Raw genomic sequence first — 21,863 nt, 5'->3', positions numbered from 1 at the left:
CTAAAACGACGCTAGCTTTTCGACGTCCGCTATAATGAAAGTATGTCCATTATAGTGGAATCAGGAGCAAGCCGTTGCGATCGGCCTGTGGAGGCCCCTGCCGATCCGTCGCTCAGCGCCAGGCCTTGAAGGCGCCGCCGCGCGCCGCGCATTGGAGGGAGAAGGATGATGAAGTCGTCGTTGTCGGCGGTTAGCGCCATTTGCCTTGGCCTATTCGCTCTGATCGGAACGGCAAGCGAAGCCGCCGCCGCGGCCAAATGCATGAAGGGCGATCGCAAGCCGCCATTCACAATCGGTTGGGCCGATATCTATTCGGTGCCGACCTGGATGAAGGAGACACAGGGGACGATCGAGAAAGAGGTCGACGAACTCAAGAAGCAGGGTCTCGTCTCGAAACTCGTCGTCACTGATGCCCGGGGCGATGCCAACACCCAGATCCAGCAAATCCAGTCGATGATCGATTCCAATGTCGATGCGATCATCCTCATTGCCGGCTCGTCTTCCGCGCCGGGCCGCGTGATCGCCGACGCCTGCGCCAAGGGCATCGCCGTCATCAATTTCGACAGCCTCGTCGACACCGATCAGGTCACCGCCAAGATCAATACGGATTCGGAGCAGTGGGGCGCGAGCGCGGCGAAATTCCTCATCGACGCGATCGGCGGCAAGGGCAAGATCCTCGTACTGAACGGCCCGGCCGGCATCTCCGTCAGCGATGACCGCCGCAAGGGCGCCGAGCCGGTGCTCAAGGCCAACCCCAATGTGACCATCCTCGCCGAGACGAACACCGCCTATAACGTCGCGCCGGCCCAGGAAGCGGTGACCAACCTTCTCTTCGCCCATCCCGAGATCGACGGAATCCTGTCGCTCGGCGGCGCTCTCTCGGCTGGCGCGGTTCTCGCCTTTGACAAGCAAGGCCGCAAGCAGGTTCCGATCACGGGGGAGAACGCGCGCCAATTCCTCGAACTGTGGAAGGCAAAGAGCCTCAAATCTTGGGCGACGATGCAGCCCAATTGGCTCGGCGCTTTTGCGACCTACGCGGCCGTGCAGGCGTTGACTGGCAAGGATGTCCCCGCCTTCGTCAAGATTCCTTTGCCGATCATCGATAACTCGAACATTGACCAGTATCTGGCCAAGGCGAAAGATTTCCCGGCTGACGGCTACATCTACTCTCCTTACGATCAGAAGCTCTTTGACGAGCTTCTGGCTCAAAAATAGGCCAGAACCGGGAACGGTCGCGAAGATGACGCCTGCTCCGACCCTTGCCGCACGCGGTGTGTCGAAGTCGTTCTTCGGAAATCCCGTGCTGCGCGACGTGTCCATCGCGCTTCATCCGGGCCGGATTCACGCGCTGCTCGGCGAGAACGGAGCGGGCAAGTCGACGCTGATCAACATCCTGTCGGGGGCTCTGCTCCCCGACGAGGGCGTCGTGGAAATCGACGGCCGCTCGTTTCGCGGGCTCAATCCCCGCGACGCGCATCGCGCGGGCGTCGCAGTAGTGCAACAGGAGCTCGGCCTCACCAGCCAGCTCTCCATCGCCGAGAACATCGGCCTTGGCGCACTGCCGCGCCGCTATGGATTGATCGACTATCGCTGCCTCGCCCGGCGCGCGCGGGCGGCGATGGACCTCGTCGGGCTCGACGAGGATTTGGCGACCCCGGTTGGCGACCTGCCGCTCGGCCGGCGCCAGATGGTCGAGATCGCCAAGGCTTTGTTTCGAGAGCCGCGCGTTCTCATTCTCGATGAGCCGACATCGTCCTTGTCCGCACACGAGGTCGAGACGCTGACGAGCCTGCTCGACCGCCTTTGCGCAAAGAACGTCGCCATTCTCTATATATCGCATCGACTCAACGAAATCATGCGGGTGTGCCAGCACGTCACCGTCCTCAAGGACGGCGTCGTCACCGCGGACCGGTCGATTGAGGGCGTCGAGGCCGCGGATCTGGTGCGACTGATGGTCGGCCGCGACACAGGCCACCTCTTCCCCGCCTGGACACCGACCACCGACCGGGATCCGATCGTGTCGGTCTCGGGTCTTTCCGCCGGCGTCTTGCGCAACATCGATATTTCGATCCGGCGCGGCGAGGTTCTCGGCGTCGGCGGATTGGTCGGGCAAGGACAAGAGGATTTGCTCCTCAGTCTCTATGGCGCCCTGCCCGCCTCCGCGCGGACCGCAGAGTTCAACGGCAGAGCGAAGCTTCCCTCGTCGGTTCGCAAGGCCAACGCGCTGGGACTTGCCTATGTGCCGGCTGATCGCAAACGCGAAGGCCTTCATCTCATTCACAACATCGGCTGGAACCTCATGCTGCCAAGCTTCGCGCGCGCATTTGGGCTGTCGTTGCGCGACCGAACGAAAGAGCGTGCGCTCGCCGGCGCGCTCGCCGACCGCTTCACGATCAAGGGCGATCTCACGCGGCAAGTGCAGGCGTTGTCCGGTGGCAACCAGCAGAAAGTGGCGCTGGCGAAATGGACGCCGGCCGAGCCGCAAGTTCTGTTGCTGAACGATCCGACGCGCGGCGTTGACGTCGAAACAAAGCGCGAAATCTACGCGCTTCTGCGCCGTCTCGCCGGCGAAGGCAAGGCGATCGTGCTTTCAAGCTCCGATACGCCCGAACTCGTTCATCTTTGCGACCGCGTCGCCGTGATGCGCGAGGGGCGGATCGTCGCCACCATCGAACGCGAGGCCCTGAGCGAAGAGGCCATCGTGGCCGCCTCGATGGGCGCAGACCTCATGAGGACGGCAGCATGAGCGCGGCCGGAAGTGCACCGCGGCTGTATTGGCCGGCGCAACGACAGCGCAACCGAGGCGTCAAAGGCCTTTTGACCGTCGTAGCGGCGTTTCTGGCCCTTTACGCCTATCTCTTCCCCGGCCTCATCAGCGTGAGCGGCGTCGCGAAATTCTCGCAGAGCTGGCTGCCGCTCGTGCTGGTCTCGATGGCGCAAGCAATACTCATGCTTGCCGGCGGCGTCAGCCTGGCGATCGGCGCGATGGTCAGTCTGGGCGCGGTCATCGCTGCGACCACGATGGCCGGCCCGCTCGGCGTCGCCGGTGGCGCGGCTTTGGTGATGGTCGCAGGTCTCGTCACCGGCGCGGCTTGCGGAATAGTCGTCGTGCGTCTTGGCCTGCCCGCCATCGTCGTCACGCTCGCTGCCTCATTCATAGTTGGCGGCGCCGCCCTGCTGATCCTGCCAAGACCGGGCGGCGCGATCCCCGCATGGTTGTCGGATTCGCTTGCCGGCGAGACGCCTGTGGCGGCACTGCTCGTCATCCTCGCCGTCGTCCTCTGGAAACTCTATCTCGCCACGCCCCTTGGCCTTAGCCTCTACGCGGCCGGAGAAAATTCCGTCGCCGCGTACCGCGCCGGCGTGCCCGTCGACTCGGCACGGATCGCTGCCTATGCCATCAGCGGGCTGCTTTCGACCTGCGCGGGCCTCTTCGTCGCCGCACAAACGGGCTCGGGCGATCCGGTGATCGGCGAAGCATTCACGCTCAACTCGATTGCCGCGGCAGTTCTCGGCGGCGTGGGCTTTCTCGGCGGCCGCGGAGCGATGCGCGGCGCGGTTGCCGGCAGCCTCCTCCTCAGCGTCATGATCAACGTGATGTATTTCCTCGGCTTCCCGCCGGTCGCGCATTACATCGCGCAAGGCCTGATCATCGTCGGCGCCGTCGCGCTGCCGGAATTTACGGCGCGCAGGAGTTCGCCATGAGATCGACAGAGACGGTACGCTTTCCAAAGTTCCAACGGCGCACGCTGCTGATGAGCCGGCCTTTCCTGACGGTTCTGATCGTCGCCGCCCTATGGATCGCCGCGTCCTTCGCAAAGCCAGGTTTCGGGGCCTTTGGCCATCTCCGCTATCTCGTCGAGCTTGGCGCCGTCGTCGGTCTTGCCGCTATTGGGCAGACGTTCGTCGTCATTGCAGGCGGCATCGACCTTTCGGTCGGCGCCATCATCACGGTCAGCGCCGTCGGCGTGCCTCTCGTCTCATTTGCCGGCGACGAGAGTGGTGCGTTTGCAGCTCTCATAACCCTGGCCGCTGCGACCGTGATCGGGGCCCTCAACGGAATCGGCGTCGCTCTCTTGCGCGCCCATCCCATGATCATGACCCTGGCCATGGCGACCTTTCTGCAGGGTCTTTTGATCCTGCTTGCCGGCGGCAGCGCAGTTTCAGCGCAGAGTCCATTGCTGGAGTGGCTCGGCTCCGCGCGGCCGACCGGCGTCCCTGCCGGCGTCCTCGTTTGGGCCGTCGCGTCGACCCTTTCGCTCATCGCGCTACACGCGACGCCATTCGGCGCGCGCGTCTTCGCGCTCGGCGCTAATTCGCTTGCAGCCACCCTCTCCGGCGTCAATGTTCGATCGACGACCGTCGCTGTTTACGCGATCAGTGGCCTGACCGCCGGGATGACGGGTCTTCTCCTCCTCGGCATGAACGGGCAGGGTCACGTCGGGATCGGCGATCCCTACCTTCTTTCGTCAATCGCAGCGGTCGTGCTCGGTGGCACGTCGATCCTCGGTGGTTCGGGCACATATGCCGGCTCCATTCCCGGCGCCGTTCTTCTCGTGACGATCACAGCACTCATCACGGTGGTCAATGCCTCGCCGGGGTGGCGAAGCATTCTCTTCGGATCACTCATCCTCGCCCTGCTCCTGGTCTCGGGGCGAGAGTCGCGGCGAAGATGAGAGGTCGTCGAACCGATAGAGACGCGCCGCATTGGCAAAGAACAGGGCCCTCTGCTCATCGGCAGAAAGCTGGGAGGCGATGGCCTTGAAGGCGTCGTACACCTCATCGAACGACGCGTGGAGCCCCGCCACCGGGAAATCGCTGGCGAACATCGCCCGTGCCACGCCGAAACATTCGAGGCAGTGGAGCACCACTTCGGCCAGACTTTCGAGCGTCCAGTGATGATCATAGGCCACGAGATCGGAGATCTTGATCGATACATTGGGCGCGCGGCCCAGGCTCGCGAGAGCCTTTCGCCAACGCGACATCCCGTCGGGATCGCGGTCGATCGGGCTGCCGCAATGGTTGAGAACGAAAAGCTGGTTCGGAAAGTCCCGCGCCAATCTTTCCGCCTGAGCAAGCTGATTGGGGAAGACCATCAGATCGAAGGCAAGCGCGTGAGCCTCCAGCCGTGCAAGGCCGGATCGCCATTGCGGATCGTCGATGCAATCGCCCCGAGCGGCGAAACGGCGCGCGGGGTCCTCGCTCCAACTCAGGATATCGCGGACGCCAACCACGCGCGAAAAGCGTGCCTGCGCCTCGATCAAGGCCGGCGCTTTTGCGCTCGCCAGCGGAACGTGAACGACATAGCGCTCCGCAACGCGGTCCGTCTTGTCGAGCGTTTCGAGCCACCGCGTCTCACCGAGGCAGTCATCGCTCGCCCAACCGGCTTCCACGTGAACGCTGCCCACGACGTTTTGCCGCGCCGCATCGCGACGATAGTCCTCAGGCAGATAGTCGCGCCTGAGCGACGCAAGATCACCGAGACCGCCGCGTTCACCGGCTCTGACCGCGAGCCAATGATGCCGACCAAGGCTCAAGTCCCAAAGGTGATGATGCGCGTCGATGATCGGGCCGTCATACCTCAATGTCGCGCGGGCTCCACGAAAGGCGTCGCCGCCTGCCACCTGCTTCGACTATATCGTCCAATCGTTCGATCTCACAATGGCAAGGGCCTGCAATGATGAAACACTACAAGGTCAGCCCACGGATGGCGCAGGCGGTGACGTACAATGGCGCGGTTCATATCGCCGGCCAGGTCGCCGACAATCGCAAGGCGGACATCGCGGATCAAACGCGCCAGGTTCTCGCCAAGATCGACGCTCTGCTCGCCGAAGCCGGAACCAACAAGTCCAGACTGGTCGCGGTGAACGTCTTCCTGCCGCACATCACCGACTTCGAGGTGATGAACCGCGTCTATGACGCCTGGGTCGATCCCGAGAAGCCGCCGGCTCGGGCCTGCGTCGAGGCACGGCTCGCCGACCCCGACCTGCGCATCGAGATAACCGCCATCGCGGCGCTGTAGGTGGCGATTTGCCCTGTTCCGGTCCCCGAGATTGCAGAGCGGACAATTCTGGCTCGAAGATGAAGGATCATTCAGCCCGGACAGTCGACGGTGCCGACGCGCGCAAACTCCATTTCTGCAAAAAAGCGCTTCGGCGCTGAAAGGTCACCGATGCATCGCTCAATGTGGACTTACGCCTGGGACATACGGGACCTTGGCTTCGATCGCGTCATCGACGAATTGCGCGACCGCGCCGGCGTGAACAGCGTGAGTCTCGCGACGTCCTACCATGCGGGCCGCTTCGTTCAGCCGCGCAGCCCGGTACGTAAGGCCTATTTTCCCGAAGACGGAACGATCTACTTTCATCCGACGCCGTCGCGTTGGGATGGGGTGGCGGTCCGACCGAAGGTTGCCGAGGTCATCGCACAAGGCGGGGACGTCTTGCGTGACCTCGTGCGTCGTCGCGACGCCGGTGGCCTGAAAGTCTGTTGCTGGACGGTATGCCTGCACAATACGCGCCTTGGTCTCCTTCACCCAGGCGTCACGACGCGCAATGCGTTCGGCGATCCGAACTATTATAGTCTCTGCCCGTCCAATCCCGACGCGCGCGCCTATGTCTGCGCCCTGGTCGAGGACGTCACTCACGCCTACCGCCCGGACATGGTCGAACTCGAGAGTCCGTCCTTCATGGGCTTCGCCCATGAGTTCCATCACGAGAAAGACGGTGTCGGCCTGACGGCCGAGGACGATTTTTTCTTGTCGCTTTGCTTCTGCGAGAGCTGTCGCGCCCGCGCCGGGGCAGCCGGCGTCGATGTCGAGGCCGCCCGTCGTCTGGTCGCACAATGGATCGTCGAGGCGTGCGAGCGCGAGACCCCTCAACCGCGCTTTCCGGAATTTCCCGGCAGCGGTCTCGACAGCTTCCGCCAATTTCCAGCGCTCTATGAGTATCTGCTTTGGCGAACGGAGCCGGTGACAAGTCTCATCGCGGAAATGAAGGCACGCGCGCACGCGGACACTCGCGTCGTCTTGATTGATGTTGCCAACGGCTGGCTCGGAGGCTGCGATCTCGAGGCGATAGGCAAGGTCTGCGACGGGGCGATTCTTTGCGTCTATGGACGTTCGCCGGATGAATGTGCCGCGACCTTGGCGCAAGGCAAAGCCGCGCTTGGGAACGAAAAGTTTCTTGGCGCCGGGCTCCGCGTGTTCCCGCATGACGTCACCGGCGCCGAAGGCCTGAGACGCCAGGCCGACGCTTGCATGAAGGCAGGCGCCAAAGGGCTGAACTTTTACAACTATGGTCTCGTCCCAGCGCCCCGGCTGGACTGGATCGGTCGGATCTAGAGTGCCACCATTCCGCACCAGAACATCCAGTCGCTTCCGACCTCAACGTCGTACTTTCGCACAAAACTCAGCTTGCCGTCGTCACCAACGGAAAAGACGGTCAACCCGGCTGGTCTGGACATTGTCGCCTTGGCGAACGTCGAGAGGTACCACGGCTGCCGTAACAAGCATCCGGCCGCTTGGATGGATCGAGAATGTTCTGCAATGGAACGTTTGCGTATCGATCGTCTGGATGAGCGTCGGCTCGCCACTTGCGGGATCGATCGAAAAGACCGCAACGGAATTCTCTCCGTCTCCATGCACCTTGCGGCCGGCGAACTCGACCGTTCCGTCCGAGCGGTTGGCGAGATAAACGAACCGCCCATTTGGGTGCACGTGGATCGGGCCGACAAATTGCACGGGCAGTCTCGCTTCGTCCTTTGCCGGTCTCCTCGCTGAAGGCCGCGCCGTCGATATACTCGAAAAACACCTTCGACAGCCGCCTTGCCGCCATGATCAAGGTTTGCAACGGTCACGTTCGCGCTCCCTTCGGACAGCGGCTGCGACGATGCTCAGCACGCCGCCGCAATCCTGGCGCGGAAGCTCGCCTGCCCCTGCATGACCTTGTCAAGCAGCGCGTCGAGCGCCCAGAAGCGCTCATGGATGTCGAAGTCGACAGCCCGGCTCCTGATGCAGGAGAACGTGCCGAGCCGCTGGTGATACAGTTTCGCCAGCTTGGGATAGCCCATCGGCTCGGCCATCGCGGCGAGCGCGAGATAGACGGAAAGATCGTCCGCCAGTGCCGGCTCGGTGGAATGGTGTATCATGAGCCACTTGTAGAGGTCCGGGTGAAAGTTCGTGAACACACCAGTGAAGCCTCGCGAACCGGCCTTCATCGCATCGAAGGCGATCGCCGCATTGGCGTTCACGACGGCAAGTTTTGAATTCTTCGTCAGCGCCACCCGGCGTTGCACGGTGGCGAGATCACAGGATACGTCCTTGAGAATCGCGAACCGTCCGCTCTCGGCGCAGAATCTCAGCTCGTCGTCGGACAAGAGCCGGCGGAACGGCGCGGGGCATTCGTAAAGACCGAGCGGCAGATCGGCCGGCAGGCGATCGAGCAACCACCGCAGGTGATCCATGAAAGCGGCACTGCCCTCGCGCTTTGGATCGAGACGGTTCGTCACCAACACCAGGCCGTCGACGCCGGTGGCGGCGATCGAGGTGAGCTCGGTCAACTGATCCTGGCGCGATTCGCTGATGTGGCCGGACGCGATGACAGGCAGCCTGCCTGCTGCCTTTCGCGCGACAAAACGGGCCAGCTCAACGCGCTCCTCGAGGCCCAGGAACTGCATCTCGCTCGACTGGGCCACGGCGAACAGCGCATCGGCGCCGTTCGCTATGTACCACTCAATGAGGTTTTCGAGCCCCTGAAAGTCGATGGCATCCGCTTCGGTGAAGGGTGTCAGCATCACGGGAATGATGCCTTGAATTGATGCGGTCACGAGCCAGCTCCTAAAATGGCGGAATCACGTAGAGGCCGACGTTGCGCGCGTCGATGGGGAAGGTCAACGGCAGAACGCCGTTAAGCAGCGCAATCGGCATCACTCCGCTTGGATAGGTGCCTTGTCCTTATGTCACGTCCGAGTGGACGAGAGATGACGAGCGAGAAATACGACCCCGCGCGCGGCGCCATCGGCGCTCACACGCTGGGTTGAGAGCGCGTCACCGACAAATTCGAGGCGGGTGCCATAGCCGTGGGAAGCCGCTGAGGTAAGATTGGCGGTGTACCCGCACCGCAAAGACCATCTCCCGTCGAGGCACCACGGCCCAATCCGCGCTCGAATGCGTCGCATGCCCCGCCGAGATCGGTTGTTTCGAAATGCGGAGCGGCGATGTCGTCAGTGCAGGGAAGTTGAATTCCGCGCGCTTCTCCCGTCGCGGAACGGGCGATCGATCACGTTCTCTCCCGGTCGATCAAGTCAAGGAATGCTGCCGTAAGCATTGTGTGCCTCCTCCTCGCGATACTTCTTTGGAGGCGATGTTGCGCACGGTTGCTCTTTGAGCTCAAGTCACGCCGGCTGTTCGTGCCGTCCGCAGTCCCACGAAGTGAGATACGAAAATGAGCTGTGGCGCATACCCATGAGCTGGCGTCTACGCGCTGCCGGCCGCGCTAACGTGCACTTGAGAAGCGCTGGATCCGATCGCCTCGAATAGCCTTTTGGTCACGGTATCGACCGGTTGGAGGCCATCGATGCTCCTCAGCAGCTTCAACGACCGGTAAAACTCGATCAACGGCGCCGTCTGTTGGTTATAGGTATCAAGCCGGATCTTTAGCGCTTCCTTGTTGTCGTCGGCGCGAACCGCCTCTCCCCTTAGCCTCGCTTCGCTTGCGCGCGTCATGATGCGATCCAGCAAGACCGCTTCGTCTACCTTCAATTCGATCACATGGTCGAGTTCAATGCTGATACCGCGCAGATGTTGGTCGAATGCTTGGGCTTGAGCGATCGTGCGAGGAAACCCGTCGAGGACAAAGCCGCGCTGCGCGTCGGCCTGCGAAACGCGTCCAACGACGACCGCGACGATAAGCTGATCTGGCACCAGCTCGCCCCGCGCCATGATGTCTGCCGCCTTCTTCCCGATGTCCGTCCCGGCTTGCACCGCGGCGCGTAACATATCGCCGGTCGACAGATGGGGAACAGCGAGCCTCTCGACCAATCGGCCGGCCTGCGTTCCCTTTCCCGCACCAGGCGGTCCCAACAGAATGATTCTCATGCTCACCTCCATCGCACGATCGTGTCCGACGTACCGGCTTCACGCCTGTCGGCGGTTCTGGCGGTTCTTGACGAGGTCGTCGACCACGGCGGGATCGGCCAGCGTCGAGGTGTCCCCCAGGCTGCCCGGCTCGTCCTCGGCGATCTTGCGCAGGATGCGGCGCATGATCTTGCCGGAACGCGTCTTGGGCAGGCCGGGCGCGAACTGGATCTGGTCGGGCGAGGCGATCGGGCCGATCTCCTTGCGCACCCAGGTCACGAGCTCCTTGCGCAGGTCCTCGGTCGGCTCGACGCCGGCCATCAGGGTGACATAGGCGTAGATGCCCTGGCCCTTGATGTCGTGCGGGAAGCCGACCACGGCGGCCTCCGAGACCTTCTCATGCGCCACCAAGGCGCTCTCGACCTCGGCGGTGCCCATGCGGTGGCCGGAGACGTTGATGACGTCGTCGACGCGGCCGGTGATCCAGTAATAGCCGTCGGCATCGCGCCGGCAGCCGTCGCCGGTAAAGTACTTGCCCTTGTAGGTCGAGAAGTAGGTCTGCTCGAAGCGGGCGTGATCGCCATAGACCGTGCGCATCATGCCCGGCCAGGAGCGGGTGAGGCAGAGATTGCCTGATGTCTCGCCGTCCAGCACCTTGCCGTCGGCATCGACGATCTCCGGCACCACGCCGAAGAACGGCAGCGTCGCCGAGCCTGGCTTCAGCCTGGTTGCGCCGGGCAGCGGCGTGATCAGGATGCCGCCGGTCTCGGTCTGCCACCAGGTGTCGACGATCGGGCAGCGGTCGTCGCCGATGACGCGGTGATACCACTCCCACGCTTCCGGATTGATCGGCTCGCCGACCGAGCCGAGCAGGCGCAGCGAGGCGCGCGAGGCCTTCTTCACCGGCTCGTCGCCGCCCTGCATCAGGGCGCGGATCGCGGTCGGCGCGGTGTAGAAGATGTTGACCTTGTGCTTGTCGATGACGTTCCAGAACCTGGAATTATCGGGGTAGTTCGGCACGCCTTCGAACATCAGCGTGGTCGCGCCGTTGCACAGCGGTCCGTACAGAATGTAGCTGTGGCCGGTGACCCAGCCGACGTCCGCGGTGCACCAGTAGACGTCACCGTCGTGATAGTCGAACACGTATTGGTGCGTCATCGCGGCATAGACGAGATAGCCGCCCGAGGTATGCAGCACGCCCTTCGGCGTGCCGGTCGAGCCCGAGGTGTAGAGGATGAACAGCGGATCCTCGGCATGCATGTGCTCGGCCGGGCAGTCCGTCGTCACCATCTTGGCCGCGTCGTGGTACCAGAGGTCACGCGACGGGGACATGTCGACCTTGCCGCCGGTGCGCTTGACGACGACGACCCAGTCGACGCCTTCGGTCTTGGCGAGCGCCGCATCGACATTGGCCTTCAGCGGCACCTTCCTGCCGCCGCGCAGGCCTTCATCGGCGGTGATGATCACCTTGGATTTGCAGTCGCTGATGCGCTGGGCGAGGCTGTCGGGCGAGAAGCCGGCGAACACCACCGAGTGGATCGCGCCGATCCGCGCGCAGGCCAGCATCGCGTAGGCGGCCTCGGGGATCATCGGCAGGTAGATGGTGACGCGGTCGCCTTTCTTGACATTGCGGGTGCGCAGGATGTTGGCCATCCGGCAGACCTCGTCGTGCAGCTCCTTGTAGGTGATGTGCTTCGACTGCGAGGGATCGTCGCCCTCCCAGATGATCGCGGTCTGGTTGGCGCGCTTGGCGAGGTGCCGGTCGATGCAGTTCCAGGCGACGTTGAGGACGCCGTCCTCGAACCATTTGATGGAGACGTTGCCGGGTGCGAACGAGACGTTCTCGATTCTGGTCGGCGCCTTCATCCAGTTGACGCGCTTGGCCTGCTCGGCCCAAAAGCCGTTCGGGTCCGAGATCGAGCGGGCGTACATGTCCTTGTACTTGGCCTGGTCGACCCAGGCGCGCTTCGCCCACTCTGCCGGCACGTCGTAGATCTTCTCGCCGGTCGATGCGCCCTGCTTGCTGCTATCCATTTCGCTCTCCCCAACCGGAAATCGTGTTGCTGAGCAGAAACTTCGTCACCACGTCGATCTGCTCGAACGCCATCAATGGCGGGACGTGTCCACAATCGTCAAAATGAAAGACGTTGGCCATCCGGTTGCGCTTGCGCATCTCGGCCGCGAGATCGAACGACAGCAGGTCCGAATGTTTGCCGCGTAGCACCAGCACGGGCACCTTGATGGCCTCCCAATAGTCCCAGAGGTTCAACGCCGCGAACCATGGCAATCGGAAGCCCTTCGCGATAGCGGGATCGCAGAGCAGCGCATAGCGCTGCCGGCCGTCATCCCAGCGAACGCTATGTTCGGTCAGGTGACGCCAATGCTCATCCGCGAGCTTGCCGTAAGGCGCCAGCACCGTTCGGAAATACGTCTCGGCCTCCTCGATCGTCTTGAACAGAGCCGGCATGTTGCCGATGTACTGGCCGATCCGTTGCAACCCGGTCGAAGACACGAAGGGGCCGATGTCGTTGATCACGAGCCGGCGTACCATGCTGCCGGAGAAGCCGGCCATGATCATGCCGATCAAGCCGCCAAGCGACGTGCCGACCCAATCCACCTCGGACACACCGAGACGCGCGATCAACGCGTTCATATCGGCACAGTATTGCGGCAGCGTATAGTGGTCGGGATTGCCGATCCAACCGCTGCGTCCGCGGCCCGGCAGGTCCGGACAGATCACGCGCCGACCGGCTGCGACCAGCCGCTCCGCAAGATGGTCGAAGTCCCGCCCCTGCCGCGTCAGCCCGTGGACGCAAATGATCGGCCGCTTGTCGTCGAGCGGGCCCCAATCGGTGTAGGCGAGCTGGTGGAAGCCGGATGGCGAGAGGCCTTGCACGACGTCCTCGCGATCAGGCTGAAGGTGCTTCAGCCTGTCCCCTCGAACCCTCAACGCCATCTCCTCCGATCCGTCAAACATCCTGCCTCTCCTGGCAAGCCACGACACGAACGCGTGCCGTGCACTGCCCCGCCAACCTGTAAGCAACATCTGCGCTTCGTCAGGACCTCCCTTTACGATTTCCAATTCTTGCGCATCTCTTCGAAATTGTCCGTCATGCGCTGTTTGATCAAGTTGAACACTTCGGCGTTGGACTTCGCCGTCATCTCGGCGAACTCACGAGCGCTGGTTAGAGCCGCCTCGAACGACTTGGCCGCCAACTCGCGCCCCTGCTCGCCGGAAAGCTTCATGTCACGCATCATCGAGGTCACGTGTTCCGATGCCGACCGAAGAATCTCCAGCTGATGGCGCGACACCTCGGCCGCTGTTTCGTTCGATAGCTGGGCAGCCTTGGAAAGGGCATCGATCGTGTTTCGCTGCTTTTCAATCAAGGCCGTAACATCGACATCGGGCAGTTTGAACGTCTGTGAGAGTTTCTCCATCTGCTCTTTCACGGCCTGGGCGATCTTGTCGGCGTCTGTCGTCATACATCCCTCCTTGAAGATTCTACCTGTTCGATGGATCGATCGATGCTTGAGAACGTGCAAAGCGCTGTGCCTCGGCCTGCGTCTCGAAGATATGCGGGGCGACGTGACGCTCAGCGAGCCCTTCGCCCAATTTCAGGCGCATGAAGGCGCTCGTGGTGTAGCGCGAGGCCGAGCTGTAATAGCGCTGCTCGAGATAGGCGATCATGGAGAAATAGGTGTCGCTGACGGTGGGCTCCAGATGGAAGCCGTCGTAGTTTGCGACCAGCGCCACCGGCTTGCCGACGGCGCGGCAGGCGTGCTCGACCTCGCGGCGGACCAGATCGACATCCTCGACGGTGCGGACGTCAAACCCCTCGAAATTGACGAACAGCGTGTTGCGCTCGGAATCGTAGCTGATGCGGTCGGCGAGACCCCGGCCGAGCAACATGTGGACGAGCCCCATCGGCCCCTCACGGAAGATCCTCGGGTCCATCGGGCGCACGTTGCGGACCAACGGCTTGAAATCCATCTGGCCGAGAATATCGCGGTCGATGTCGATGCCGGGCGCCACCTCGATCAGTTCGACGCCGACCGGCGTCCGCTGCAACACGCAGCGCTCGGTGACGTAGAACACCGGTTGGCCGGTCTCGGCGGCATGATCGCCGCTGAAGGTGATCTGCTCGACCGCGGAAATGAACTTCTTCGCGGAACCTTCGCGCAGGATGTGCAGCGCGCCGTCCTCGACCGCGACCTTCAGGCCGCCGCTGGTGAAGGTGCCTGCGAACACCAGCTTCTTCGAGCTCTGCGAGATATTGATGAAGCCGCCGGCGCCGGCGAGGCGCTTGCCGAAGCGGCTGACATTGACGTTGCCGGCACCATCCACCTGCGCCATGCCGAGACAGGCCAGATCCAGCCCGCCGCCGTCATAGAAGTCGAACTGCTGGTTCTGGTGGATCACCGCGTCCGGATTGAGCGCGGTGCCGAAATTGAGCCCTCCCTGCGGCATGCCGCCGATGATGCCGGGCTCGGCGGTCAGCGTCAGGAATTTCAGCATGTGCTCTTCGGCAGCAACGGCGGCGACGCCCTCGGGCATACCGATACCGAGATTGACCACGCCGCCGGGTGGCAGCTCGAAGGCGCAGCGCCGGGCGATGATCTTGCGCTCGTCGAGCTCGAGCGGCTTGACGCGGTCCATCGGCACCCGCTGCCGGCCGGAGAAGGCGTGGCTGTAGGTCGCGCCGTAGGTCTGGACGTGATTGGTCGGGTCGGCGACGACGACGCAGTCGACCAGGATGCCGGGAATCTGCACCTCGCGCGGGTTGAGCGAGTTGCTCGCCGCGATGCGTTCGACCTGCACGATGACGAAGCCGCGCGAATTCTTCGCGGCCATCGCCATGGCGAGGTTGTCGAGCGTCAGGGCCTCGCGTTCCATGGTGATGTTGCCGGCGGGATCAGCGGTCGTACCGCGCAGCAGCGCCACGTTGATCGGAAAGGATCTATAGCGCAGCCACTCCTCGCCATTGATCCGCATCAGCTCGACGAGATCCTCGGTGGTGTTCTCGTTGAGCTTGCCGCCCTGCAGCCGCGGATCGACGAAGGTTCTCAGGCCGACCTTGGAGATCACGCCGGGACCGCGCGCGGCGATGTTGCGATAGAGATGGGAGATGCAGCCGAGCGGCAGATTGTAGGCCTCGATCCGGTTGGCCAGCGCGAGCTCGCCGAGCTTCGGCACCAGCGCCCAATGGCCGCCGACCACGCGCTTGAGAAGACCGTCATGAGCAAGACGATTGAGGCCGCGGTCGGCAGCATCACCGGGCGCGGCCGCAAACATCAGCGTCAGGTCCGACGGATGGCGGGTCTCGCGAAAGCGCTTCTCCAGCGCGATCAAGAGCTCGTCTGGCGTCCCAATGCCGACGAAGCCGGATGTGCAGACCGTATCGCGATCGCGGATGATGGCGACTGCCTCGTCGGCAGAGACGATCTTGTCCTTGGTCATCGCACTAGTCCCTCGCCGCCAGCCACTCCGAAATGCCCTTGCTCAGTGATCCCTGCGACTTGCTCGACACGAACAGGCCGACATGGCCGCCGGGCAGCTCGATCTCCGAGTAATCCTTCGTGCCGACATGCTCACCGAGCGCGCGCGAACAGGTGGGCGGGATGATGTGGTCGTTCAGCGCGAACACGTTGAGCACCGGCGCGGTGAGCTTCGAAAGATCGACGCGCCGTCCCGACAGGACGAACTCGCCCTTCACCAGCTTGTTGTCCTGATAGAGGTCCTTCAGCCACTGCTTGGCGGCCTCGCCCGGATGGGCGGGCCGGTCGGCAAGCCATTTCTCCATCCGCAAGAAGTTCATCAGCTTCGCTTCGTCGTCGACGACGTCGATCAGGTCGACATTGTACTTGGTCAGCGAGCGCATCGGCGTCATCAGGGAGAACACCGAGCTCATGAACTCGCCGGGCAGTCCGCCATAGGTATCGACGAGCTTGTCGATGTCCGATCTTTCGAGACTGCGGGTCCAGAGGTTGAGGAAGCCGTGATGGGTGTCTGGATCGTCGCGGTCGGCGTGGAAATCGATCGGCGTGATCGTCAGCACCAGGCCCTTGACCTTGTCCGGATGCAGCGCGGCATAGCAGGTCGTGAACACGCCGCCTTCGCAGATGCCGAGCAGCGTGATGCGGTCATGGCCGGTCTCGCGGCAAACCCGCTCCACCGCAGCGTGGATGTAGTCGTCGACGTAATCGTCAATCGTCAGCCAGCGCTCGGTACGGTTGGGCTGGCCCCAATCGACCAGCCAGAGATCCAGCCCCTGCGCCAGCAAGCTGCGCACCAGCGAGCGGTCCTCCTGCAGGTCCGCCATGGTGTAGCGGCCGATCAGGCCATAGGCCAGCAGCACCGGTGTCCTGACCTTCTGCTCGGTGATGGGCGCGTAGCGAAACAGCTCGACCTTGTCGCGGCGCATGATGAGCGTCTTCGGCGTCGCGCCGACATCGACGTCGTCGTCCCTGATGGTCGACAAGAGCTTACCGGCCTTGAGCATCTTGTCGGTCATTTCGGCGAACGGGCCGGTCCCGTTCGGCTGGTCGCTGCTCATGCGTCTCCCCGCGATCCCGCTTCACCTAAGCGCCGCTCCAGCGCCCGCACCTCACGCCTGAGCTCGGTGAGCTGGCGCGTCACCTCGTCGAAGTCGCGCTGGGTCGGGATGCCCAGGACGGCAGCGATAGTGTCGGCGATCTCGGATTGCCGCGCTCGGTATTCGGTCGCCGCCTGCAGCAGCTGCTTTTGTGCGACCAGAAACTCCTCGGTGCGCTGGTTGGCGATCAGTTCCTCATTGGCAAGCTCGTTCCAGGCCCCGAGATGCTCGCGCCAGCCGGCGTCCTTGGCCTTTCCATCCGGTTGCCTTGCGCTGAACTGCTGGGCCGCGCGCATCCACGGTTTTGCGGCCACCACCTGATAGGCCGCGAGCTTGCCTTGCAGGTCGCTCCAGGCCGCCGTCAGATGCGCGAGCTTGCGGTCGAAATCCAGCACGTCGGCAAGTCGCGGCCCTTTGGCCATCCGCTCGATGGCCTCAGCCAGGTCATTGCCGGCAGTCATGCCGAAGCCGCTCTCGGCGGCGCGCTTCACGATGAAGGGCAGCATCGAGTTCGACCAGGTCTCGCCGATCCCGGCGGTGGCGCCGGCCATCGCGCGCCAGGACTCCATCCATTGCGCGACGATCGGCCCAAACGGATTGGCCTGGCTCTCCTCAGCCATGGGACGCCTGCACGGAGCGGTTGCTGCCGTCGCCGTAGGCGGCGCTGTAGATCGCATAGGCATCGTCCAGCGTCAGCTCCCTGGGATTGTTGACCAGGAGGCGCGTCTGCTTCATCGCATCCTCGGCGAGCTTCTTCAGATCGTCGCGGCCAATCCCGACGTCGGCGAGTGACGCCGGCACCCGGCAGTCGCGACCGATCGAGGTCATCTCGTCGATGAAGGCCTGCGCCTTCTCCGCCTGGCTGCCGCGCAGGCCCGGCCTCACGATCTCGGCCAGCTCCGCATAGAGCGGCTCGGCCGCTGCCAGGTTGAACTCAAGCACATGCCGCAGCACGAGCGCATTCGACAAGCCATGCGGCACATGGAAGATCGCGCCGATCGGATAGGCGAGCGCGTGGACGGCCGCAACCGGCGCATTGGCAAAGGCCATGCCAGCGAGCATCGAGCCCAGCAGCATCTCCGAGCGGGCCTCGAGGTCTTTGCCATTCTCGCAGACGCGCCGGACATTCGCCGACAACAGCGCCAGCGCCTGGCGCGCGAGCTGGTCGGACATCGGGTTCTTCTTGACCTTGCTGGTATAGGCCTCGATCGCATGCACCATGGCGTCGATGCCGGTCGCAGCAGTCACGGCAGCCGGAAGGCCCAGCGTCAATTCGGGATCGAGGATCGCCCAGTCCGGAATCAGCACCGGCGAGACCACGCCCTTCTTCTCGGTGGTCGGCGTGGTGACGATGGCGATCGGCGTCACCTCGGAGCCGGTGCCGGCCGTGGTCGGCACCAGGAGCAGCGGCAGGCGCTTTCCCTTGGCAAGGCCGACGCCATAGATGTCATCGAGACGATCCGGCGTCTTGGCAAGATAGGCGACAAGCTTGGCCGTATCGAGCGCGCTGCCGCCGCCGATCGACAGCACGAGTTCGATCTTGTTGGTCTGACAGGCCGCGACCGCCGCTTCAACGACATGCGAGGGCGGGTCGGCGACGACGTCGTCGAAGACGCTGACCTCGATCCCGGCTTCGGCCAGCGAAGCTTCGGCGCCCCGGGTCAGGCCCGCGCCGCGAACGCCCTTGTCGGTCACCAGCATGACGCGCTTGGCGGCGTAGCTGGCCACCAGTTCGTCGATCTTCCGCGAGGCGCCCGGCTCGAACAGAATGTTCGACGGCGATTGAAAGGTGAATTTTCCGATCATGTTCCCTCTCCTCTTCTTCTCAATGGTGCCCGGCCTCACGCCCGCCGATGCAGCACCACCATCTTTTCCTGTGTCATGTCGCGCATGGTGTACGGGATGCCGCCGACGCCGTAGCCGGCGTCGCGCCGTCCGGCGAACGGCATCCAGTCGGTCCGAAACGTCGTGGGGTCGTTGATCATGACCGCCGACGCATCGAGCCGCTCGCTGGCGCGCAGCGCGACGTCGATGTCCTCGCTGAATACGCAAGCCTGGAACGGCACGCGCAGCGAATTCGCCTGCGCGATCGCCTGGTCCAGCTGCGCATAACGATAGACGCAGACCGCCGGACCGAACACCTCCTCACGCGACACCCTTGCGTCGGCCGGAGGCTCGAGCAGAACCGTCGGCTGCATCGTGGTGGCCGACAGACGCTCGCCGCCGATCACCCGCTGCGCGCCGGCCGCGACCGCCTCACCGATCCAGTCGGTAATGCGGTCGACCTCCTTGGGATTGATCAACGGCCCGACCTCGGTCTCCAGCAGGGTCGGATCGCCCGTCCGGAGCTTTGCAACGCGGGCGACCAGGCGCTCGGTAAAGGCGTTGAAGATGGCTTCGTGCACGAAGATGCGCTGGGTCGACACGCAGACCTGGCCGGCATGGTAGAAGCCGCCCTTGACCAAGGGCTCGATGATACGATCGAGATCGGCGCTGCGATCGACGATCGCGGGTGCGACGCCGCCATGCTCGAGCGCCGAACGGGTGCCGTGCGCGAGCTTGCTGTGCAGCCGCCAGCCGACACTGGCCGAGCCGATGAAGCTCAGGAAGCTGATGCGGGGATCGCAAGCCAGCTGCTCGGCGAGCGCCGAGCTGCGCGGGATGAAGGTCTGGCACCAGGCTTCCGGCAGGCCGGCCTCATGCAGTAGCGCGACGAAATCACGGCAGCTCAGCGGCGTCGCGCTCGCGGGCTTGGCGATGACGGGACAGCCGACCGCGATCGCCGGCGCCACCTGATGCACGATCAAATTGAGCGGATGGTTGAACGCGGAGATCGCGAACACGACGCCGATCGGCTCGCGCGTCGTGAAGGCCCAGCGCCGGCTGGAGGCCGCCGTCAGCCCCATCGGAATTTCGCGGCCGGCAAAGGTCCTGAGCTCGTCGGCGGCGCAATGCAGGCCGTCGATCGCGCGCGTCACCTCGATGATCGCATCCGTGAGCGGCTTGCCGCCTTCGCGCGCGATCTGGCGCGCGAAATGGTCCCGCCGTCCGTCCAGAAGACCGGCAGCCCGCCGCAGCACCGCGATGCGCGCATGCGTCGCCAACCAGCCGTCACGATCGCCGAGGACACGCAGCGCGGCCCCAAGCTTTGCTTCCATTGCATCGACATCGTCGACCGGGACCTCGGCGAACGGGGCCCGGTCGAACGCCTGCACTACCTGTAGCATCGTTCTCTCGTCAGGACGGCTCGACGCCGAGCTTGCGGTTGCGCAGCTCCTCGACCAGCACGCGCGTGTTTTCGGAATAGTCGATGGCAACATCGACGAGGTGGACGCCGCCGCCCTTGAAGGCCGCTTCCAGCGTCGGCAGCAGCGCGTCCACCGAGGTGACGCGCGAGCCCTTGGCGCCGTAGGACTCCGCATAACGGACGAAGTCCGGATTGCCGAAGGTGAGTCCGAAATCCGGGAAACTATCGACCGCCTGCTTCCAGCGGATCATGCCATAGGCGCCGTCATTGAGGATCAGCACCACCAGATTGAGCTTGAGCCGCACCGCGGTCTCCAGCTCCTGGCTGTTCATCATGAAGCCGCCGTCGCCGCAGATCGCCATCACGCGGCGGTCCGGATAGAGCATCGCCGCCATCATCGCCGACGGCAGGCCCGCGCCCATGGTGGCGAGCGCATTGTCGAGCAGCAGCGTGTTGGCGACGTAGGTCCGGTAGTTGCGCGCGAACCAGATCTTGTACATGCCGTTGTCGAGCGCGACGATGCCGTTCTCCGGAATGACCTGACGGATGTCGTGCACCAGCCGCTGCGGCGTCACCGGCCAGCGGCTCTCCGTGGCGCGATCGGCGATGCGGCCGAGGATGCCCTCGCGCAGCGGCAGCAGCGCCTTGGCGTTCGGCAGCCGGCCTTCGAGCCGGTCGGCCAGCAGTTCGAGGCTCGGGCCGACGTCGCCGACGACCTCGGCATGCGGGAAATAGACTTGCTCCACTGTCGCCGGCGTATAGCTGACATGGATCACCTGCGGCCCCTTCGGGCCCATGATGAAGGGCGGCTTCTCCACGGTGTCGTGGCCGATGGCGATGATCAGATCGGCCTGGTCGATAGCCTCATGCACATAGTCGCGTTCGGACAGCGCGGCCGTGCCCATGTAAAGGCTGGTGCCGCCGGGCACGGTGCCCTTGCCCATCTGGGTCGTGAAGAAGGGAATCCCGGTCCGCCGCACGAAGCCGGCGATGCCGAAGGTCGAACGTGGCCGGCTGGCGGCCGCAGCAAGCATGATCAGCGGCTTCTTCGCCGCCAGGATCATCTCGGCGGCACGATCGAGGGCTGCGCGATGCGCCACCGGAATTTCGATCGGGTGGATCGGCACCATCGACACCGGCTCGACCTCGTCGCCAGCGATATCCTCGGGCAGTTCGAGCAGGACCGGGCCCGGCCGCTCCTCCATCGCGACGCGGAAGGCATCGCGCACCAGCGTCGGGATGCTGGACGCGCTGACGATCTGGCGCGACAGCTTGGTCAGCGGCTTCATCGACGCGATCACATCGACGATCTGGAAGCGCGCCTGCCGGCTGCTCATGATCGCCTTCTGGCCGGTGATCAACACCATCGGCATCGCGCCGAGATGGGCATAGGCCGCGCCGGTCGAGAAGTTCAGCGCGCCCGGACCGAGCGTCGAGATACAAACGCCGGGCCGGCCGGTGAGCCGGCCATGCGTCGCCGCCATGAACGCCGCCGCCTGCTCGTGGCGGGTCAATATCAGCTGGATCCTCGAATTCCGGAGCGACTCGACGACGTCGAGATTTTCCTCGCCCGGCACCCCGAAGATCCGGTCGACGCCCTCATGTTCCAATGCTGCGACCAACAGGTCAGAGCCCTTCACCATCTTCCTCTCCTTGTTGCCGACCACCGCGGTGCACCACGTAACGCACCAGGCTTCTCTTCCATCGGCTTCAGTTCCTGTTTCCTGCCGAACTATACGATGCGGGACGACGGTCCTGCCAATTGCAAGGTGGACTGCCATGAAGCTCGAAGGCTTTCCGTCTCAGATAGCGAGACTGCCGGGCCGGAATCCTGACTTCGCCTGATGACCCGATCAGAAATGTGCTTGTCTGGCACACCAACGATCCGAACGGCCGCCTCATGCGCCCGTGCCGCGATCAATAGCTCAGAGTGCTTCACCACATTCCA

General features: G+C 63.8%; 19 protein-coding genes. 6 read left to right on the top strand and 13 right to left on the bottom strand.

Annotated elements, in window-relative coordinates; genetic code table 11:
* The first annotated feature begins 165 nt into the window (after window positions 1-165).
* The 4 genes from NLN62_RS28025 to NLN62_RS28010 are packed head-to-tail and all read left to right on the top strand — an operon-like array spanning window position 166 to window position 4,676.
* Complete coding sequence (locus NLN62_RS28025) at window positions 166-1,215, top strand: ABC transporter substrate-binding protein (protein ID WP_156944772.1); 1,050 nt, start codon at window positions 166-168, stop codon at window positions 1,213-1,215.
* Between the two features lie 25 nt (window positions 1,216-1,240).
* The gene (locus NLN62_RS28020; protein ID WP_254111029.1) at window positions 1,241-2,746 is read left to right on the top strand and encodes a sugar ABC transporter ATP-binding protein; all 1,506 of its coding nucleotides are present in this window, start codon (window positions 1,241-1,243) and stop codon (window positions 2,744-2,746) included.
* Entirely contained in the window at window positions 2,743-3,705 is a 963-nt protein-coding gene (locus tag NLN62_RS28015) for an ABC transporter permease (protein ID WP_254111027.1), read from the top strand. Before NLN62_RS28020 ends, NLN62_RS28015 begins: the two co-directional genes overlap by 4 nt.
* Complete coding sequence (locus NLN62_RS28010) at window positions 3,702-4,676, top strand: ABC transporter permease (protein ID WP_254111025.1); 975 nt, start codon at window positions 3,702-3,704, stop codon at window positions 4,674-4,676. Before NLN62_RS28015 ends, NLN62_RS28010 begins: the two co-directional genes overlap by 4 nt.
* Here NLN62_RS28010 and NLN62_RS28005 read toward each other — a convergent pair.
* Complete coding sequence (locus tag NLN62_RS28005) at window positions 4,623-5,585, bottom strand: amidohydrolase (RefSeq protein WP_254111023.1); 963 nt, start codon at window positions 5,583-5,585, stop codon at window positions 4,623-4,625. The two genes, NLN62_RS28010 and NLN62_RS28005, sit on opposite strands and share 54 nt — an antisense overlap.
* 92 nt (window positions 5,586-5,677) lie before the next feature.
* On the opposite strand from NLN62_RS28005, the gene NLN62_RS28000 reads away from it, so the two are divergent.
* The gene (locus tag NLN62_RS28000; RefSeq protein ID WP_027527167.1) at window positions 5,678-6,022 is read left to right on the top strand and encodes a RidA family protein; all 345 of its coding nucleotides are present in this window, start codon (window positions 5,678-5,680) and stop codon (window positions 6,020-6,022) included.
* 150 nt (window positions 6,023-6,172) lie between these two features.
* Window positions 6,173-7,342 carry a hypothetical protein gene (locus NLN62_RS27995; RefSeq protein ID WP_254111021.1) on the top strand — a complete coding sequence of 390 codons (1,170 nt, stop codon included), beginning with the start codon at window positions 6,173-6,175 and terminating at the stop codon, window positions 7,340-7,342.
* Between the two features lie 81 nt (window positions 7,343-7,423).
* On the opposite strand, the gene NLN62_RS27990 is transcribed toward NLN62_RS27995, so the two are convergent.
* The 12 genes from NLN62_RS27990 to NLN62_RS27935 form a co-directional block, all read right to left on the bottom strand.
* On the bottom strand, window positions 7,424-7,741 hold the full coding sequence (locus NLN62_RS27990) for a beta-propeller fold lactonase family protein (protein ID WP_198031912.1): 318 nt from the start codon (window positions 7,739-7,741) through the stop codon (window positions 7,424-7,426).
* Between the two features lie 152 nt (window positions 7,742-7,893).
* Window positions 7,894-8,826 carry a dihydrodipicolinate synthase family protein gene (locus NLN62_RS27985; protein WP_027527164.1) on the bottom strand — a complete coding sequence of 311 codons (933 nt, stop codon included), beginning with the start codon at window positions 8,824-8,826 and terminating at the stop codon, window positions 7,894-7,896.
* Between the two features lie 649 nt (window positions 8,827-9,475).
* Window positions 9,476-10,108 (bottom strand): adenylate kinase, encoded by a 633-nt coding sequence (locus NLN62_RS27980; RefSeq protein WP_254111020.1) that lies wholly within the window; start codon window positions 10,106-10,108, stop codon window positions 9,476-9,478.
* A gap of 27 nt (window positions 10,109-10,135) precedes the next feature.
* Window positions 10,136-12,109: an acetate--CoA ligase gene (gene acs / locus NLN62_RS27975; protein ID WP_254111012.1), complete on the bottom strand. Its 1,974-nt coding sequence runs from the start codon at window positions 12,107-12,109 to the stop codon at window positions 10,136-10,138.
* Window positions 12,102-13,052, bottom strand: a complete 951-nt coding sequence (locus tag NLN62_RS27970; RefSeq protein WP_254111010.1) for an alpha/beta fold hydrolase — start codon at window positions 13,050-13,052, stop codon at window positions 12,102-12,104. Before NLN62_RS27970 ends, acs begins: the two co-directional genes overlap by 8 nt.
* Window positions 13,053-13,144: 92 nt before the next feature.
* Window positions 13,145-13,558, bottom strand: coding sequence for a TIGR01841 family phasin (phaP, locus tag NLN62_RS27965; RefSeq protein ID WP_027523227.1), 414 nt, complete (start codon window positions 13,556-13,558; stop codon window positions 13,145-13,147).
* Between the two features lie 19 nt (window positions 13,559-13,577).
* Entirely contained in the window at window positions 13,578-15,533 is a 1,956-nt protein-coding gene (locus NLN62_RS27960; RefSeq protein WP_254111009.1) for an acyl CoA:acetate/3-ketoacid CoA transferase, read from the bottom strand.
* A 4-nt stretch (window positions 15,534-15,537) separates the two neighbouring features.
* Window positions 15,538-16,629 (bottom strand): class III poly(R)-hydroxyalkanoic acid synthase subunit PhaC, encoded by a 1,092-nt coding sequence (gene phaC / locus NLN62_RS27955; protein ID WP_254111007.1) that lies wholly within the window; start codon window positions 16,627-16,629, stop codon window positions 15,538-15,540.
* On the bottom strand, window positions 16,626-17,288 hold the full coding sequence (locus tag NLN62_RS27950) for a poly(R)-hydroxyalkanoic acid synthase subunit PhaE (RefSeq protein WP_027523224.1): 663 nt from the start codon (window positions 17,286-17,288) through the stop codon (window positions 16,626-16,628). The genes phaC and NLN62_RS27950 overlap by 4 nt, the downstream gene beginning before the upstream one ends.
* Window positions 17,281-18,471: an iron-containing alcohol dehydrogenase gene (locus tag NLN62_RS27945; protein ID WP_156944312.1), complete on the bottom strand. Its 1,191-nt coding sequence runs from the start codon at window positions 18,469-18,471 to the stop codon at window positions 17,281-17,283. The genes NLN62_RS27950 and NLN62_RS27945 overlap by 8 nt, the downstream gene beginning before the upstream one ends.
* A gap of 38 nt (window positions 18,472-18,509) precedes the next feature.
* The gene (locus NLN62_RS27940) at window positions 18,510-19,895 is read right to left on the bottom strand and encodes an aldehyde dehydrogenase family protein (RefSeq protein WP_027523222.1); all 1,386 of its coding nucleotides are present in this window, start codon (window positions 19,893-19,895) and stop codon (window positions 18,510-18,512) included.
* Between the two features lie 10 nt (window positions 19,896-19,905).
* Window positions 19,906-21,558, bottom strand: coding sequence for an acetolactate synthase large subunit (locus tag NLN62_RS27935; protein ID WP_027523221.1), 1,653 nt, complete (start codon window positions 21,556-21,558; stop codon window positions 19,906-19,908).
* Between the last annotated feature and the right edge of the window lie 305 nt (window positions 21,559-21,863).

This window comes from Bradyrhizobium sp. CCGUVB23 (assembly GCF_024199885.1).
Classification (GTDB): Bacteria; Pseudomonadota; Alphaproteobacteria; order Rhizobiales; family Xanthobacteraceae; genus Bradyrhizobium.
Note: the sequence above shows the minus strand (reverse complement) of the source record. Positions and strands in the feature narration are given on the sequence as shown.